This is a genomic window from Exiguobacterium aurantiacum (assembly GCF_024362205.1).
GTDB lineage: Bacteria > Bacillota > Bacilli > Exiguobacteriales > Exiguobacteriaceae > Exiguobacterium > Exiguobacterium aurantiacum_B.
The window spans coordinates 1,033,187-1,049,522 of record NZ_CP101462.1; the positions used below are offsets into that span (position 1 = coordinate 1,033,187).

At 52.4% G+C, this 16,336-nt stretch carries 16 protein-coding genes; 12 read left to right on the forward strand and 4 right to left on the reverse strand.

What is annotated here, in order from left to right:
• The first annotated feature begins 50 nt into the window (after positions 1–50).
• Positions 51–839, forward strand: a complete 789-nt coding sequence (locus tag NMQ00_RS05390; RefSeq protein ID WP_255178261.1) for a MazG nucleotide pyrophosphohydrolase domain-containing protein — start codon at positions 51–53, stop codon at positions 837–839.
• A 160-nt stretch (positions 840–999) separates the two neighbouring features.
• Positions 1,000–2,889, forward strand: a complete 1,890-nt coding sequence (locus NMQ00_RS05395) for an N-acetylmuramoyl-L-alanine amidase (RefSeq protein WP_255178682.1) — start codon at positions 1,000–1,002, stop codon at positions 2,887–2,889.
• 54 nt (positions 2,890–2,943) lie between these two features.
• Here NMQ00_RS05395 and NMQ00_RS05400 read toward each other — a convergent pair whose 3' ends face one another.
• From NMQ00_RS05400 to NMQ00_RS05410, 4 genes are all read right to left on the reverse strand, one after another.
• Complete coding sequence (locus NMQ00_RS05400) at positions 2,944–3,984, reverse strand: ribonucleotide-diphosphate reductase subunit beta (protein ID WP_034778351.1); 1,041 nt, start codon at positions 3,982–3,984, stop codon at positions 2,944–2,946.
• A complete protein-coding gene (locus NMQ00_RS05405) occupies positions 3,941–4,447 on the reverse strand; it encodes a flavodoxin domain-containing protein (protein ID WP_255178262.1) in 507 nt (168 codons plus the stop codon). The genes NMQ00_RS05400 and NMQ00_RS05405 overlap by 44 nt, the downstream gene beginning before the upstream one ends.
• Before the next feature lie 79 nt (positions 4,448–4,526).
• Positions 4,527–4,700: a YegP family protein gene (locus NMQ00_RS16370; RefSeq protein ID WP_369696454.1), complete on the reverse strand. Its 174-nt coding sequence runs from the start codon at positions 4,698–4,700 to the stop codon at positions 4,527–4,529.
• A gap of 134 nt (positions 4,701–4,834) precedes the next feature.
• A complete protein-coding gene (locus NMQ00_RS05410; RefSeq protein WP_255178263.1) occupies positions 4,835–7,102 on the reverse strand; it encodes a ribonucleoside-diphosphate reductase subunit alpha in 2,268 nt (755 codons plus the stop codon).
• 507 nt (positions 7,103–7,609) lie between these two features.
• On the opposite strand from NMQ00_RS05410, the gene NMQ00_RS05415 reads away from it, so the two are divergent.
• From NMQ00_RS05415 to NMQ00_RS05460, 10 genes are all read left to right on the forward strand, one after another.
• Positions 7,610–7,843: a DUF1871 family protein gene (locus tag NMQ00_RS05415; RefSeq protein ID WP_255178264.1), complete on the forward strand. Its 234-nt coding sequence runs from the start codon at positions 7,610–7,612 to the stop codon at positions 7,841–7,843.
• Between the two features lie 12 nt (positions 7,844–7,855).
• Positions 7,856–8,104, forward strand: a complete 249-nt coding sequence (locus tag NMQ00_RS05420) for a NifU N-terminal domain-containing protein (RefSeq protein ID WP_255178265.1) — start codon at positions 7,856–7,858, stop codon at positions 8,102–8,104.
• Complete coding sequence (locus tag NMQ00_RS05425; protein WP_255178266.1) at positions 8,101–8,901, forward strand: glycosyltransferase family 2 protein; 801 nt, start codon at positions 8,101–8,103, stop codon at positions 8,899–8,901. The genes NMQ00_RS05420 and NMQ00_RS05425 overlap by 4 nt, the downstream gene beginning before the upstream one ends.
• 3 nt (positions 8,902–8,904) lie before the next feature.
• A complete protein-coding gene (locus NMQ00_RS05430) occupies positions 8,905–9,399 on the forward strand; it encodes an Lrp/AsnC family transcriptional regulator (RefSeq protein WP_021065542.1) in 495 nt (164 codons plus the stop codon).
• Positions 9,396–10,583, forward strand: coding sequence for an aminotransferase (locus tag NMQ00_RS05435; protein ID WP_255178267.1), 1,188 nt, complete (start codon positions 9,396–9,398; stop codon positions 10,581–10,583). The genes NMQ00_RS05430 and NMQ00_RS05435 overlap by 4 nt, the downstream gene beginning before the upstream one ends.
• 68 nt (positions 10,584–10,651) lie before the next feature.
• The gene (locus NMQ00_RS05440; RefSeq protein ID WP_255178683.1) at positions 10,652–11,887 is read left to right on the forward strand and encodes a lysine N(6)-hydroxylase/L-ornithine N(5)-oxygenase family protein; all 1,236 of its coding nucleotides are present in this window, start codon (positions 10,652–10,654) and stop codon (positions 11,885–11,887) included.
• Positions 11,888–12,081: 194 nt separating this feature from the next.
• Positions 12,082–12,474 carry a S1 domain-containing post-transcriptional regulator GSP13 gene (gene yugI / locus NMQ00_RS05445; protein ID WP_016509788.1) on the forward strand — a complete coding sequence of 131 codons (393 nt, stop codon included), beginning with the start codon at positions 12,082–12,084 and terminating at the stop codon, positions 12,472–12,474.
• A 94-nt stretch (positions 12,475–12,568) separates the two neighbouring features.
• Complete coding sequence (locus NMQ00_RS05450) at positions 12,569–13,567, forward strand: Gfo/Idh/MocA family protein (protein ID WP_255178268.1); 999 nt, start codon at positions 12,569–12,571, stop codon at positions 13,565–13,567.
• A gap of 68 nt (positions 13,568–13,635) precedes the next feature.
• Positions 13,636–14,799: an iron-containing alcohol dehydrogenase gene (locus NMQ00_RS05455; protein ID WP_255178269.1), complete on the forward strand. Its 1,164-nt coding sequence runs from the start codon at positions 13,636–13,638 to the stop codon at positions 14,797–14,799.
• A gap of 106 nt (positions 14,800–14,905) precedes the next feature.
• On the forward strand, positions 14,906–16,258 hold the full coding sequence (locus NMQ00_RS05460) for a glucose-6-phosphate isomerase (protein WP_034778329.1): 1,353 nt from the start codon (positions 14,906–14,908) through the stop codon (positions 16,256–16,258).
• The last annotated feature ends 78 nt before the right edge of the window (positions 16,259–16,336 follow it).

Genomic DNA, 16,336 nt, shown 5'->3' on the forward strand with positions numbered 1-16,336 from the left:
ATAGTATACCACGCAAGCGGTAAATATAGAGGATGGATAGGTGATTAAACATGAAGGAATTACAACGACGAATCGATCGGATGATCATTCATTTAGGCGGCTATTGGAGGCCGTTGTCGGGGTTGGCCCGGCTGTTAGAAGAAGTGGGCGAGGTCGGAGGGGCGCTCTATGCGGACGATCGAATCGCCCTGCGAGAAGAACTGATGGACGTCTTCGTCATATCGACGTGTCTGGCGAACCAGTATGCCATCACCCTCACGGAGCAAGCGATAGGGAAGGGCGAGACGAGAGAGGACCGGACGTATTACCGGCTCGTGCGCGAAGCGGGGGAAGTCGGACGCATCTTAAACGCCTACGAAGGCGATAAGAAATTGAAGGTGTCCGCGACGCCAGGATCGTTGCAACGACATATCGAAGCCGTCCAACTGGCGGTCATGGAGCTTGCCGACATGAACGGATTTGACCTATTCGCGGAAATCGTCTCGCTAATCGAAGACAAGTCGTCACGGGACTTCGGCCGCTTCGACCATACCCCGGACCCAATCACCGAAGCATCGGTCCGCACTTATTCGGCATATGTCGAAGGACGGTACTGGGGTGGGATAGAGGCTAAACCTTTCGAGGAGGCAAGCCGATATAGAGAGCGAGAAGGGCATTTGACGCGATTTTTTAAAATTGCTGAAGTGGAAGGACTTGATGGGTTCGTGATCCGTCAGCCAGACCCTCCGCTCCAAACAAACGGCTCGTTGACTGCAGCTTTCCAGCTCCCGGAAAATTTCGTGATTGAGACCGAGCGGTATGGTGCCGATTCGTTCTGGATTGTTCGAAAACAAGGGTAAAAAACATTCCCCTTTTTTGTAAAAAGTATTCATCATTTTTTCAAATATTTACTTTTTTAATAAAAGCAATGTGCTACCATGAAGGTGTTGTCAGTTGCGATGCGCGTAGAAGAAAGGAATATTTTGGATGAATATGAAGCTTTTTAAACTTGTCCTCATTATGATCGTCTTGTTGTTTTCAATCCAAATACCGTCAGCTGAAGCGGCTACTTTGGAAGGAGAAACAACTGTCAATCTGAATGTACGAGCTACACCGAGTACGAACGGGAAATTGATTCAAACGCTAAAAAAAGGAACAAAAGTAAAATATGGTACTCATAATAAAGAATGGAGCAAAATATATTTAAATAGTCGCACGTATTATGCTTCGGCTCAGTATATTAAGCGAATCACCGCACCAGCTACGACGGTGACGAAGCAAACGGCCACTTCGACAGGCGTGACGACCGTCAACTTGAACATCCGAGTTTCAGCCTATAGCAAGGCGAAAATCTATCGGACGCTTAAAAAAGGTACGACGGTTCAATATGTCGTCCATAACTCGTCTTGGGCAAAAGTATACGTTGACGGGAAGACGTATTACGCTGCCAAAGCTTATATCGCCCCGAAAACGGTCGCTTCTCAGCCAACTGTAGTAAAAGAGGACGGCCATGCCAACCGTGAGTTAAAGTTGTTCGGATATCGCAATCAACGCTCGACGGTATTAAAAGTGCTACCTGCCCAGACGGCGGTCGTCTCGAGCAAGTATAACTCGAGTTGGTCGGTCGTTTATATCGGGAGCAAGACGTATTATGCACCAACAGCATTCATCACGGCGGGCGCAGCAAAGCCAACTGTAGTAAAAGAGAATGGCCATGCCAACCGTGAGTTAAAGTTGTTCGGATATCGCAATCAACGCTCGACGGTATTAAAAGTGCTACCTGCCCAGACGGCGGTTGTCTCGAGTAAATATAACTCGAGCTGGTCGATCGTTTATATCGGGAGCAAGACGTATTATGCACCAACAGCCTTTATCAGTCCAGGCGCTCCGGCAGTAACGCCGCCACCGGCGACGAAGCCGCCGGTCGTTCAAAAAGTAACAGGATACGCGAACCGGAATGCCAACCTATATAAAAAGACGATTCAATCATCACCGGTCGCCCGTGTGTTGCCGAAGTATACGGCCGTGACATACAGCAAACATAATTCGAGCTGGTCGGTCGTCTATATCGGTACGGAGACGTTCTATACCCCGACGTCATGGCTATCGGCCGGGAAGGCCCCGGCTGCGCCTGCGGCCACGCCAAAAGGGAAAGTGTACACGAACACACCGGGTGACGTCTTGAACGTCCGGGCGAGCGCCTCGGCGAGCTCGACGATTCTCGGTCGACTCGCCCATGGCACTCAAGTCGATCATTACGGTTCGACGAACGGGTTCTATAAAATTAAGTACAACGGACGCGATGGCTACATCTCGACGGCTTACGCGATGACGCTCAAGCCGAGCGCGACGAGCAACGCCGTCATCGTCCTCGATGCTGGACATGGAGGCGGTGACCCGGGAGCGGTGAACGGGTCGCTCTACGAGAAGACGGTCGTTCTCGACGTGACGAAACGCGTCGAGGCGTATCTTCGTTCGAAGTATGACTATCAAGTCCGGCTAACGCGATCGACGGACGTCTACTTGACGCTCGATCAACGCGTTCAGACGGCGAAAACGCTTCGCGGCAACTTGTTCGTCAGCCTGCATACGAACGCTGCGACCACACCATACGCAAAGGGTGTTGAGACGTTCTACTCGTCATCATCTGCTCATAGCGCGAAGAGCCGTGTCCTGGCGACGGACATTCAGTCACATTTGATGGGTAAGATGTCAGGGATGACGAACCGTGGTGTCAAGACGGCGAACTATTATGTCATTCGTTATAATACGATGCCATCGGCCCTCGTCGAACTCGGTTTTATCTCCTCACCACAAGACATCACGCATTTACGGAGTGACGCCTCACGTCAACGGATGGCGGAAGGCGTTGCTGAAGGAATCGCAAAATACGTACGTGCCTATCATTAATGCTGATCTAGTATAAAAATGCCCCGACTCTTCACGAGTCGGGGCATTTTGCGTTTATAGGTCGTCGAAGCCGTTGGCGTCGGTGACTTTTGCGTACGAACGCGATTTTTGTTCGAAGAAATCAGATTTGGTCGCATTCAACGAATCGTCCGAATAGGCACGGATCCATGGCATGACGTCTTCGTTGAACCCTTCATACAAATCATTCAAGCCGATGACACGGAGACGCTTGTTGGCGAGGTACTTGACGTAATCGCGCATCTCGCTGACATCGAGCCCGTCGAGGTCACGAAGGACGTATTCGCACCATTCGACCTCGAGGTCGACGGCTTCCGCCATCGTGTCATAGACGAACTGGCTGAAGCTGCCGTCGGCGTCAATCTCCGGGTTTTCCGTCAGGACCGCCCGGAGCAACTGGCTGACGAAATACGAATGTTGCATCTCATCGCGTTGGATATAGCTGATCATCGTCGACGTGCCGACCATCTTCTGGTGACGGGCCAAGTTGTAGAAGTAGGCGAAGCCGGAATAGAAGTTGATGCCTTCGAGAATGATCGAGGCGACGAGCGATTTGGCGAACGTCTCGGCCGTCTGGTCGGCCCGGAAGTCCTCATATAAGTCCAAGATGAATTGGTTACGTTTCATGACCATCTCGTCGTCTTTGGCGATATCGAAGATGCGATTTTGTTCGCTCAACGGGACAAGGCTCGAGAGGACGTAGCTATACGATTGGTTATGGACGACTTCTTGCTGGGCGATGACGGCGAGCACGGCATGCACCGACGAGTCCGATGAGAACATCGATGACTCGAGGATATAGCGTGTCTGCACCGAGTCGAGAATCGATAACAATCCGATGATACGTTTGAAAGCATCTTGTTCACGCTCGCTTAACTGCGGCCATTGCTGCATGTCTTTGGACATCGAAATCTCATCCGGGATCCAAAAGTTCGAGAGCAACTGTTTATAGATGGTATAGAACTGCGGGTAGGCGATGTCGTTCCAATTGACGATGGAACTCGTCTCGCCCCCGATAATGGCAGTCGCCCGGTTAGGATGTTTGGGCGACAGTAGTTTGATTTTTTGAATGGTCATGGACATATACTCCTTCTTCGGTGTTTCTAGCCAACCGTTCGGCCCAATGTCGGACGTTGAACGGTTGATTGCGCGGCGACTGTTCGATTTTCAACGTCTCACCGGCGAGGGGAACCCCATATTTCGAAAGGTGGTAGGCCATCTCATCGACCGCCCGACAGAAGTGGACGAACATTTTGTCGCCCGTCCCGAACACGGCGGCTTGGCGAAGCGGCACATCAAGTTCTTTCAAGACAAGACGGAACGTGTCTTTCATCTCGTCCGGCAAGACGCCGTCCGCCCACGTGTATGACCCGAAGTAGACGAGGTCGTACGTGGCGAGTGATTGGGCTTCCCGATGGCCGATGCGGTCCGCTTCATACAAGACGACACGGTCGCCCCGATCGGCGTGGGTCGCCTGAATCAACTCGGCGACCTCTTCTGTATTCCCGCTCATCGAACTATAGACGATTGCGACGTTCATGGTTGGTCCCACCTTTCTTTTAGGGTGAAATAAAAGGATACATTATTGAACAAACTTCATTACTAAGAATCACTCTTATTCAATAGACTTTTTTGACTAAAGAGTTACTAGCATTTTTTCGAATTAATTCAATGGCATGCTCGCAATCATTTAAATTAATGTAGCCTTCACTGTGAGCTAAAATCTTTCCATTGTTTGCTACAATTCGAAAATAATATTCACCTTTATTCGTCTTATCAATTTGGAAGTTCAATATTTTGTTACCTCCATATCTACTATCAATTTACGTTTCAAATTCAAATATTTTTTACTGTTAAAATTTAAAGTTCGAGAAGTCAACGATGAAGCGGAAATTTATCATGGTTATCATTTTTTAGAAGTATATTTTTACGAAGAACACGATTCACATTCGTCGACTTCGACGGTCGTCGAACGCGTGTAGTAGATTGATTTCATTCCGAGTGACCAGGCCTCGAGGTGCATCGAGAGGAGCTCGGTCGCCTTGACGTCGTTTTTGACGTAAAGGTTGAAGCTGATCGCTTGGTCGATGTGACGCTGGCGCGAAGCGTTTTGACGGATGCTCCAAAGTTGGTCGACTTCGAACGCTGATTTATAGAACCAGTTCGTTTCCGGGTTGAGGTCAGGGACCGTCACCGGGATCTTATAGTTTTTCTTCTCTTCCGAGTAGACCTTTTTATAGACCGGATCGATCGAAGCGGTACTGCCGGCAATGATGGCCGTCGATGAGTTCGGTGCGACCGCCATCATATAGGCGTTACGGACACCGTTCTGGTTCACTTTGGCAGCAAGGCCGTCCCAATCGAGGTCATCATGTGAGCGGTAGTTGCGACGCTTGAAGTACTCACCCGTATGCCACTCTGACCCTTCGAACACACCGAACGCGCCTTTTTCTTTGGCAAGTTCCATCGAGGCTTGGATGGTGAGGTAAGCAATCTTCTCATACAGCTTTTCCGCGTACTGGACGGCGTCGACCGATTCCCAACGGATGCCTTCGAGAGCGAGCAAGTGATGCCACCCGAATGTGCCGAGTCCGACGGCGCGGTATTTTTGGTTCGTGATCATCGCTTGCGGCACTTCGATCGTGTTCAAGTCGATGACGTTGTCGAGCATCCGCATTTGAATCGGGATGAGTCGCTCGAGGACATCGGACTTCACGGCCCGGGCGAGGGCGATCGAGCTCAAGTTACAGACGACGAAATCGCCAGGCGTCTTCGTGATGACGATTTTCCCATCCGCCGTGTACTCTTCGTCGATTGTCGTTGGCGACATGTTTTGCGCGATCTCTGAGCAGAGGTTCGAGCTGTAAATCATGCCGGCGTGTTTGTTCGGGTTGGCGCGGTTGACCGCATCCCGGAAGAACATATACGGTGTACCCGTCTCGAGCTGTGAGCGCATGTATCGTTTGACGAGGTCGATGGCCGGCACCGTTACACGCGAGAGCTCCGGCGTATTGACACACGCCATGTACTTCTCGGTGAATGAGCCGCCGTTCTCCGTCTCATCATAGAAATCTTCGAGGCTGAAGCCCATGACCGTACGGATCTCATGTGGGTCGAACAAGTGCCAGTCGCCACGTGCTTCGACCGTACGCATGAACAAGTCGGGCAAGCAGACGCCTGTGAACAAGTCATGCGTCCGAAGACGCTCGTCCCCATTGTTCAATTTCGCATCGAGGAATTCGAAGATGTCCTTGTGCCAAATGTCGAGGTAGACGGCGATCGAGCCTTGGCGCATGCCGAGCTGGTCGACCGAGACGGCGGTGTTGTTCAGTTGTTTCATCCAAGGGAGCGCACCGCTCGAAACGCCTTTGAAGCCTTTGATGTCGCTACCGCGTGAGCGGATCTTGCCGAGATAGACGCCGATTCCACCGCCACCTTTTGAGAGCGTGGCCACGTCTGTGTTCGAGTCATAGATGCCGCGCAGCGAGTCGTCGACCGTGTCGATGAAACACGAGCTGAGCTGACCGTACGATTTTCCTGCGTTCGAGAGCGTCGGGGTAGCGACCGTCATATAGAGGTTCGATAGCGCCCAATATGCCTCTTCAACGAGTTGCACGCGTTGGTCGGCCTTCTCATTTTGCATGAGCGTCATGGCGATGACCATGAACCGTTCTTGCGGCAACTCATACAAGTTTTTGACGTGGTCGCGACCGAGGTAACGGTCTGATAACGTCCGGAGACCGATGTATGTGAACATGCGGTCACGTGACGGGTCGATCAACGTCTCCAAGTAGGCGATGTCTTCTTTCGAGTACGTATCGAGTAGGGCCGAGGTGAAGATGCCTTTCGTCGTAAGTGTCTCGATCATCGGATAGAGAGCGCCGTAGCGCATCGAGGCGTCATAGCCGCGGTTACGGGCCGCTTCTAAATAGAGGCGGTTTAAGTACATTTCTGTGGCGACGAACGTCCAGTCCGGCTCTTCAGCCTTCAACATGTCGAGGGCGTGCATCGTCAAGAGCTCATATACTACATCTTGTGTCAGTGTCTTTCCTTCGAGCGCCCGGACGGCCCGTTCTTCGTATCGTTCAACACTGAGCTGTGGGTAGCGTTGTTTTAATGATTGGATCAATGTTGAGACGTCAGTCAGTGTTGGCGTAGCAGCCAACATCGTCTCGTGGTGGATTGGTGATGTCAAAACGATCACTCCTTTTTCAGATGTAGATATTATAAAGGTATAGCGGAACTTGTCCGATTCGATGTCAATAGTAGATAAACGTGATAAATATCCGTTAACTATATATTGACGTTTTCTTGTCTTTTTAATCATAAATCACCTATATTTAGTTTTGCAATCTTGACATTCGGCAAACTCTCGACGCCTGGATTACTTTTACTCGAAAACGGCGCTATCATCCGATTTGAGATGAGATATGAGATAGAAAAAAATTAAATTGATGTTTGTATGAAAAGGCGTGCAATTTTATGTAAGCGGTCAATCATGAACCGGATGTCGAAATATACGAGAATTTCATTAGATTTTGACATATCTTCTATTCAATCAACAATCTGAACAATCACTATATATAGTGACGACTGCTTTTTTGAAATGAGGGAAATTCGACCGCTCACTGGCATCGAACTGAAAAGTGAGGTAGATTGAGGGAGTACGATTTGAATCAAGCTAAAAAGAAGGGTTTAACAAATGAGAGCAGAAGACTTATTATTAGCATGGGACCCACTCGGTTACGGGCTTGGGTCGTATGGACCAGAGTTTGACGATATCGCCTTGGCGCTCATTCACCTCGATTCGATTGATCGGTTGGATGAAGTGATTCGACAGATCTTGACAGACGCGTTCGGCGACTGTCCGAGTGAATCGGAAACACGAGCCATGGCGGCACGATTACTCGCGTCTTCAGAATCTTGTCAACTATAAGGGGGAACCACGATGTTACGTATCGATCCAACACCGAATCCAAATGCAATGAAAATCACACTTCCAGAGAACGTTTTCGGCGCGAAAAGCCAAAGCGTGAAAGCTGGCGAAGAGACGGACCAACCGCTCCTCGCGAAACTCGTTACAATCGAAGGTGTCGAGAGCGTATTCGCCTACGGCGATTTCGTCACGGTATCAAAAGAGAACGGCGTCAGCTGGGAAGCCATCTTGCCGCACGTCGAAACTGCTTACCGCGGATGAACCCGCTCGTTTCCATCGTCGTCCCGGTCCATTCCCGGGAGGCTGAACTGACGGAACTGCTCGAGAGTCTTGTCGTCCAGACGTTCGAATCGTTCGAAGTACTTGTGATCAATAATGACGGGCCGCCAAAACAGCATCTTTTGGCGCCTTTTTTGAATCGATTATCGATTCGCTATATCGAGCTCGGCGAGAACCATCACGTCAAAGCTCGAAATCGTGGCGTGCAGGAAGCGAGCGGCGACTATATCCTGTTGCTCGACGATGATGACTTGCTCATGCCAACCCATATCGAGCAAGCGCTCGAGGACATCCGTTCGGCCGACCTCGTCTTCACGGATGCGGAACTGTTCCGTTTCAAGTGGGAGGACGGACGCCGGCGCGTCACCGACTGGGAGGCGTTCGCCTACGACCTCGATATGGAGCGGCTCCGCCAAGACTCGACGTTCATCCCGTCCGGTACGTTGTATCGCAAACAGCTCCACGATGACATCGGACCGTTCGATGAAGCGGTCTACAACTATTGGGACTGGGATTTCATTTTACGTGTCAGTGAAGCTGGGACGATTCGGCACCCGGCCCGTGCAACGGTGCTGTATGCGTTCAACGGCACCGACAACTTGTCGGCCAAACAAGACGAGACACGCCGTCGTTACTTTGATCGGTTCTGTCACAAGCACGGTTTGGCCAATATGGAAATGAAAAACTTCCATATCGTCCAAGCCGAACGACGGGACTATGTGAGACAGACAGAGAGAACGTTCACAGGGTTGTTCCCCGGTAGAACGGAAGGAGAATAAATTATGTATACATCGAAAGAACTAGAACTGCTCGAGTTGCTCGAAGAGAAAGGCTACCTCGAGACGAAACTGTTGGCGAACTTGCTGGCGACCGATGAGGCGACCGTCGAAGCGATGCTCGAGAAGTTCAAGGCGGACGGCATCTTGCTCGGCTTCCGGGCAATGGTCAACTGGCAAAAAATCAATCGCCACGATGTCACGGCGTTCATCGACGTCAAAGTCACTCCGAAACGGGGTCGTGGCTTCGATGAGGTCGCCGAGCGGATTTATCGCTTCCCGGAAGTGACGGCGCTCTACTTGATGTCAGGGGCCTACGACCTGCAAGTCGTCATTCGGGCGAACTCACTTCAAGACGTCGCCTCGTTCGTATCTGATAAGTTGTCCCCGCTCGATTCGGTCGTCTCGACGACGACGCACTTCAAATTGAAGACGTATAAGCACGACGGTATTTTATTCACCCCACAAGTCGAAGACAAACGGTTGAACATCACGCCATGAAGTCGCTGTCCCAACAAGTCGTCTCGATGAAGCCGTCCGGCATCCGCCGATTCTTCGATTTGGCGCAAACGATGGAAAACGTCGTCTCTCTCGGGGTGGGAGAGCCGGATTTCATCACGCCGTGGAACGTTCGCGAAGCGAGTTATGCAGCGCTCGAACAAGGTTACACGGCCTATAGCGCCAACGCCGGGCTCCTCGAGTTACGTCAAGAGATCGCCGGTTATATGGCGGACCGGTTCGGTGCCACCTATGACCCGGCGACGGAACTAATCGTCACGACGGGAGCGTCGCAGGCGCTCGATATCGCGTTCCGGGCACTCCTCAACCCAGGAGACGAGGTCATCGTCGTCGAACCGGCTTTCGTCTCGTACGGGCCGCTCATCGAGCTCGCCGGTGGGACGGTCGTCCCGGTCGCCTGTCGTCCGGAGAACGGGTTCCGTTTGGACCGGGAAGACGTCGAAGCGGCCATCACCGAACGGACGAAAGCGATACTCCTCTGTTTCCCGTCGAACCCGACCGGCGCGACGATGACAGGCGAAGAACTCACTGAGATCGCGGAACTCGCGACGAAACATGACCTTTGGGTCGTCAGCGATGAGATTTACGCCGAACTGTCTTATGATGAGCCGTTCACGAGCTTCGCGACGCTCCACGACATGCGTGAGCGCACGATCGTCGTCAACGGGTTCTCCAAGGCGTTCGCGATGACAGGCTGGCGGCTCGGCTTCACGTGCGCACCGGAAGTCGTGACGCGGGAGATGCTCAAAGTTCATCAGTACGGTATGATGTGCGCCCCGACGCTCGTCCAGTTCGGCGGGCTCGAGGCGCTCCGCAGCCGCGACCAGCACGTACCGAAGATGGTGAAGAGCTATCGGCAACGCCGCAATTACTTCATCCAAGCGCTCAACGACGCCGGGTTGCCGACGCACGTGCCGGGTGGCGCGTTCTACGCCTTCCCATCAATCCGTCATACCGGATTGACGAGCGAAGAGTTTGCCGAGCGTCTCTTGCTCGAGGAACGGGTCGCGGTCGTACCGGGCAACGCGTTCGGCGCGAGCGGTGAAGGATTCGTCCGAGCCAGTTACGCGACGTCGATCGAACAGTTGCAAGAAGCGATTCGTCGCATCGATCGGTTCATGAAACAGTTCGAAGTGACGACGACAGTGACAGACTCTCAGCGATGAGGGTCTGTTTCACGTTTTAGTGGTATAATAGATGGGAAAAGACGAGCGAGGTGAAGCCATTGGAACGAGTGGATTTTATAGCGATCGGATGTGGCCCGTACAATCTCGGATTGATGGCGCTCAGCGAATCGACCGAATTGACCGGTGTTTGTTTTGAAGAGCGGGACGATTTCATTTGGCATGAAGGGATGTTGCTCGAAGCGGCGACGATGCAGACGCATTACTTATATGACCTTGTGACGCTCGCGGATCCGACGAGCCGCTACAGCTATTTGAACTACTTGAAGCAGGTTGGCCGGCTGCAGACGTTCATCGTCCAGGAGAGCCCGACAATTCCCCGGACGGAGTTCAACCGGTATTTACAATCGGTCGCCGCCTCGCTCGACACGATCAAGTTCTCACACCGGGTCACCGATGTCCGTCCGGCGGCGGATGGGTTTCTCGTCACGGTCGAGACACCGGATGGGGAAACGGTGCTGTCGTCACGTCACGTCGTCATTGGTACGGGAGCAGAACCGCTTGTCCCGGACGCCTTCCAAGATGTCGTCCATACGAGTTCGTATCGGATGGAGCGGGAGCGCTTGCTTGAAACCGATCGCATCGTCATCATCGGTAGCGGTCAAAGCGCGGCTGAAGTGTATCTCGACTTATTGACCCGGTCCGATAAAATGCGCCAACGCATCGATTGGGTGACGCGCTCGGATGTGTTCGAATCACTAGAGAGCGGTAAGCTCGGCGAGGAAATTTTCAGCTTGCCGTATGTCGACTATTTCAATCAATTGCCCTATGCGGAGCGGGAGCAGCTCGGGAAAGCGTTCGAGCGGTTCCGGAACGGGGTCAATCCTGAGACGCTTCGGGCGATTTATGGATTTTTGTATCATCGGACGGCGGACGGAAGTGATCAAGCGACGAACCTGTACACTCAGATTGAAATCGAGCACATCGCACACGAAATCGTTTATACTGTCGAAGGGACGCAACAATATACGGGGCAATCGTTTACGGGTGAATATGATGCGGTCGTGGCGGCGACCGGATATCGACCGCGCATCCCGACATGGGTCGAACGGTTCGACATTGAATGGGAGGCGGACCAGCAGTGGCGTGTCAACAATCGCTATCAGATTGCGACGAAGACGACATTGGCGGGAAGTTTATTTACCCATACGAATTTAGAACATTCGCACGGTCCAGCAGCGACGAATTTGGGGATGGCAGTGTATCGAAACGCAATCATGTTGAATGAAATGATGGGGGAAACGGTGTTTGATGTGGCCGCGCAGCAACCGTTTACAAGTTTTTGAACAAAAAAAGGGCTAGGCGTTAGCCTAGCGGAATCAGGGGGGAATACTTGAAGTCTTGCTTGATTTGTATTTACCCGACCCGTCGACTTTGAAACACAAAAACAATCCCAAATAATCTTTTTTACTAATTTGTACACTTTATCGAAAAAAGTATGTTATAGTAAGTTGATGAATTTAGCATAGGAGTGTTTGTAATGGCAAAATACGAAAAAGATCAAGTTTTAAAAGGTAAAGTAACAGGAATCCAACCTTTCGGTGCGTTCGTCGCACTCGACGACGAGACTCAAGGTCTTGTCCACATCTCTGAAATCTCACACGACTACGTGAAAGACGTGAACGAGTACGTTCAAGTCGGTCAAGAAGTTGAAGTGAAAATTCTTGATGTTGATGAAGCATCTAAGAAAATCAAGCTTTCAATGAAAGCGACACAAGAAGCTCCAAAACGCGAGAAGTCGGCTAAGCCAGCTCGTCGTGGCGCACCACGCCGCAACGAAGCTTCAAACTTCAAGCAAGAAGAAGCACCAGGCTTCACTGTCCTCAAGGACAAGCTCGAAGACTGGATCAAAAACACGAACTTCAAAAAGTAAGTGATTGAGACGACCTGCCTTGTGCAGGTCGTCTTTTTTTTGTACAGGAAATGTCCCACACGTTCACGAACAGTACAGAAAAGGAGTGAGGACCATGAAAATCGGAATCATCGGTACGGGCGGGATTGCCAAGACCGCCCACATCCCGCAATACATCGCAGCAGGCGCAGACGTCGTCGCCGTTATGAATCGGACACGCGAACGCGGGGAGGCGGTGGCGAAGCAGTTCGGAATCGAACGGGTGTACGACACGGTCGAGGAGATGCTCGCCGAAGAGACACTCGATGCGGTCAGCATCTGTACACCGAACGCCTTACATAAACAACAAGTCATTGCCGCACTCGAGGCCGGCTGTCACGTCCTCTGCGAGAAACCGCCGGCCATCTCGGCTTACGAGGCGAACGAGATGTTAGAAGCGGCTAAGAAAGCCGAGCGAACACTGCATTATGGATTCCACTACCGGCATCGGTCCGACACACAACTATTGAAACGGATGATCGATGCCGGCGAACTCGGTCACGTCTATGCGGCGACCGCGCTCGCTCTCCGCCGTCGCGGCATACCGGGGTGGGGCGTGTTCACGGATAAGGAACTGCAAGGCGGCGGCGCTTTGCTCGACATCGGGGTACACATGCTCGACTTGGCGCTCTATTTGATGGACTATCCGAAACCGGTCGACGTGGTCGGTCACGTCGGTCAATATCTTGGAACACGGCCTGGTGTCGGTCTGATGGGCGACTGGGACGCGGACGGGTTCTCGGTCGAAGACACGGCCCGGGCGATGGTCACGTTCGACAACGGGGCCTCCTTGATCTTAGATGCGAGTTTCATGGCCAACATCGAGGCGGCGGACACGATGCGGGTCGAATTGCGAGGAACGGAGGGCGGGGCGTCGCTGTTCCCACTCGTCATCCATACAGAAGAACACGGCGCGTTGTTCGATAAATCACCGGCCCATCTCGCGCTCGAAGACCCGTATGCGAGACAGATTCAAACGTTCCTCGAGGCGTGCCGTCAGGAGCCGTCGTACCGGCAAGCCGAACAGGCGGTGACGCTCCATACGATCATCGACCGTATCTACGCTCAGGGCTGATTGCTTTTCAATCACAAAAAACAGGGTATATAGTGTAGGTGTTACATATTTTCGAAGGAGGATGAATCATGCACAACTTTGAATACAAGAACCCGACGAAACTCATTTTCGGGACGCATCAGATTGAAAAACTCGCAGGCGAGTTGAAGGCGCTTGACGCCAAGAAAGTGATGCTCGTCTATGGAGGCGGGAGCATCAAGAAAAATGGGACGTATGATGAAGTCGTGGCGGAACTGAACAACGCCTCGATCGACTTCGTCGACTTCTCAGGTGTCGAGCCGAACCCGCGCATCGAGACGGTCCGTCGCGCAGTCAAACAAGCACGCGAAGAGAACATCGACGCGTTGCTCGCGGTCGGCGGCGGCTCGGTCATCGACTGCACGAAATTGATCTCGGCTGCCATCCCGTATGATGGCGACGCATGGGACATCGTGCTCCGCGACCACATTCCGACAGAAGCGATCCCGTTCGGTACGGTGCTCACGCTCGCGGCCACCGGTTCTGAGATGAACTCGGGCTCGGTCATCACGAACTGGGAGACACAAGAGAAGTACGGTTGGGGCCACCCGCTCGTCTATCCGACGTTCTCGATCCTCGACCCGCGTTACACGGTATCGGTACCGAAAGACCAAACGATCTACGGCATCGTCGACATGATGAGCCATTGCTTCGAGCAGTATTTCCACCCGAACCATGCACCGGTCCAAGAGCGCATGACCGAAGGCGTCTTGAAAGCGGTCGTTGAGTCGGCACCGAAACTCGTCAATGACTTGGAGAATGTCGACTTGCGCGCCATCATCTTGTTCTCAGGTACGATCGCCTTGAACGGTGTGCTCCAAATGGGCGCTTCGGGAGACTGGGCGTCACACAATATCGAGCATGCGGTCTCGGCCGTCCATGACATCCCGCACGCAGGCGGACTCGCCATTCTGTTCCCGCGCTGGATGGAACATGTACTCGACGAAGACAATGCAGCACGTTTCGCCCGCCTAGGCACAGAAGTATTCAACGTTGAACCGGCCGGTAACGACCTCGAGACGGCAAAACAGACGATTGCAGCCGTCCGTGCGTTCTTCGATGAACTCGGTGCACCGAGCTCGCTCCGTGACTATGACATCGATGAGTCGACGTTCGACGCCATCCTTGATTCGGCGATGAAACGTGGTGCGTTCGGTCGCTTCCGTACGCTCGAACGTGAAGACGTGGCGGCAATTCTTGAACTGAGTAAATAAGGCGATTTAATGCCTATTTTGCAATAATGATTGAACGAATCCGACGTTTCCGTTTATGATGGGTCATGTATGGCTCGTCAATGAGCGATTTAAAGGAGGAAATGACATGTCAACAGTACGTTTCGATTATTCAAACGCCCTGTCTTTCGTCGGGGAACATGAAGTCGATCAATTGCAAGAAACCGTGAAAGCAATGCATTCGGTCATCCATGACCGTAGCGGGGCAGGTAGCGATTTTCTTGGGTGGGTCGACCTCCCAACAAATTACGATACGGATGAGTTTGCCCGCATCAAAGCGGCCGCGGAACGAATCCGTGAGAACTCGGACGTCCTCGTCGTCGTCGGGATCGGTGGATCATACCTCGGCGCACGCGCGGCCATCGAGATGCTCCAACATTCATTCTTCAACGTATTGTCTAAAGAAGAGCGTAACGCGCCACAAGTCTTCTTCGCCGGTCACAACATCTCGTCAACTTATTTGACGGAGTTGCTCCAGGTGCTCGAAGGCAAAGACGTCTCAGTCAACGTCATCTCGAAATCGGGAACGACGACAGAACCGGCGATCGCGTTCCGTGTCCTCAAACAGTTCATGGAAGACAAGTACGGTCAAGATGGCGCTCGTGAGCGCATTTATGCGACGACAGACCGTGCCCGTGGCGCCTTGAAGACGCTCGCGGATGCGGAAGGCTACGAAACGTTCGTTATCCCGGATGACGTCGGCGGCCGCTTCTCGGTCCTCACACCGGTCGGACTCCTTCCAATCGCGGCGGCAGGGATCGATATCGACGCCCTCATGGAAGGTGCACGCGACGCACAAAACGCGTACTCGTCACCAGAACTCTCTGAGAACGAGGCGTACCAATATGCGGTCGTCCGTAACGCCTTGTATGCGAAAGGCAAGTCGATCGAGTTGCTCGTCAACTACGAACCGGCCCTTCACTACGTATCAGAGTGGTGGAAACAGCTTTACGGCGAGTCAGAAGGAAAAGACAACAAAGGGATTTTCCCGGCGGCAGTCGACTTCTCGACCGATCTCCACTCGATGGGGCAATACATCCAGGAAGGTCGTCGTGACTTGTTCGAGACGGTCATCCGTGTCACGAACGTCCGTCACGCGATGAACGTGCCAGAAGATGCGCAAGACCTCGACGGCTTGAACTTCCTCGCCGGCGAAACGATTCAATTCGTGAACGACAAGGCAGCTGAAGGAACACTCCTCGCCCACACGGACGGAGAAGTTCCGAACCTCGTCGTCGAATTGCCGGAGATGACGCCGTACCACCTCGGTTACTTGTTCTACTTCTTCGAGAAGGCGTGCGCGATGAGCGGATACATTCTCGGAGTGAACCCGTTCAACCAACCAGGTGTGGAGGCGTATAAAGCGAACATGTTCGCGTTGCTTGGAAAACCAGGTTACGAAGAGCAAAAAGCTGAGCTTGAAAAGCGTTTGAACCAGTAATTTCGAGTAGGTCCGCTCCGGCGGGCCTATTTTTTTGTTTGAAACTGGGGGAAGACAAGGTAAAGTGAGAGTAGACAG

What these genes read in the sequence shown, in the direction of transcription:
- NMQ00_RS05390 (WP_255178261.1), top strand. Translation starts at nt 51, where the DNA reads ATGAAGGAATTACAACGACGAATCGATCGGATGATCATTCATTTAGGC.
- NMQ00_RS05395 (WP_255178682.1), top strand. Translation starts at nt 1,000, where the DNA reads ATGATCGTCTTGTTGTTTTCAATCCAAATACCGTCAGCTGAAGCGGCT.
- NMQ00_RS05400 (WP_034778351.1), bottom strand. Translation starts at nt 3,984, where the DNA reads ATGACCATTCAAAAAATCAAACTACTGTCGCCCAAACATCCTAACCGG.
- NMQ00_RS05405 (WP_255178262.1), bottom strand. Translation starts at nt 4,447, where the DNA reads ATGAACGTCGCAATCGTCTATAGTTCGATGAGCGGGAATACAGAAGAG.
- NMQ00_RS05415 (WP_255178264.1), top strand. Translation starts at nt 7,610, where the DNA reads ATGAGAGCAGAAGACTTATTATTAGCATGGGACCCACTCGGTTACGGG.
- NMQ00_RS05420 (WP_255178265.1), top strand. Translation starts at nt 7,856, where the DNA reads ATGTTACGTATCGATCCAACACCGAATCCAAATGCAATGAAAATCACA.
- NMQ00_RS05425 (WP_255178266.1), top strand. Translation starts at nt 8,101, where the DNA reads ATGAACCCGCTCGTTTCCATCGTCGTCCCGGTCCATTCCCGGGAGGCT.
- NMQ00_RS05430 (WP_021065542.1), top strand. Translation starts at nt 8,905, where the DNA reads ATGTATACATCGAAAGAACTAGAACTGCTCGAGTTGCTCGAAGAGAAA.
- NMQ00_RS05435 (WP_255178267.1), top strand. Translation starts at nt 9,396, where the DNA reads ATGAAGTCGCTGTCCCAACAAGTCGTCTCGATGAAGCCGTCCGGCATC.
- yugI (WP_016509788.1), top strand. Translation starts at nt 12,082, where the DNA reads ATGGCAAAATACGAAAAAGATCAAGTTTTAAAAGGTAAAGTAACAGGA.
- NMQ00_RS05450 (WP_255178268.1), top strand. Translation starts at nt 12,569, where the DNA reads ATGAAAATCGGAATCATCGGTACGGGCGGGATTGCCAAGACCGCCCAC.
- NMQ00_RS05455 (WP_255178269.1), top strand. Translation starts at nt 13,636, where the DNA reads ATGCACAACTTTGAATACAAGAACCCGACGAAACTCATTTTCGGGACG.
- NMQ00_RS05460 (WP_034778329.1), top strand. Translation starts at nt 14,906, where the DNA reads ATGTCAACAGTACGTTTCGATTATTCAAACGCCCTGTCTTTCGTCGGG.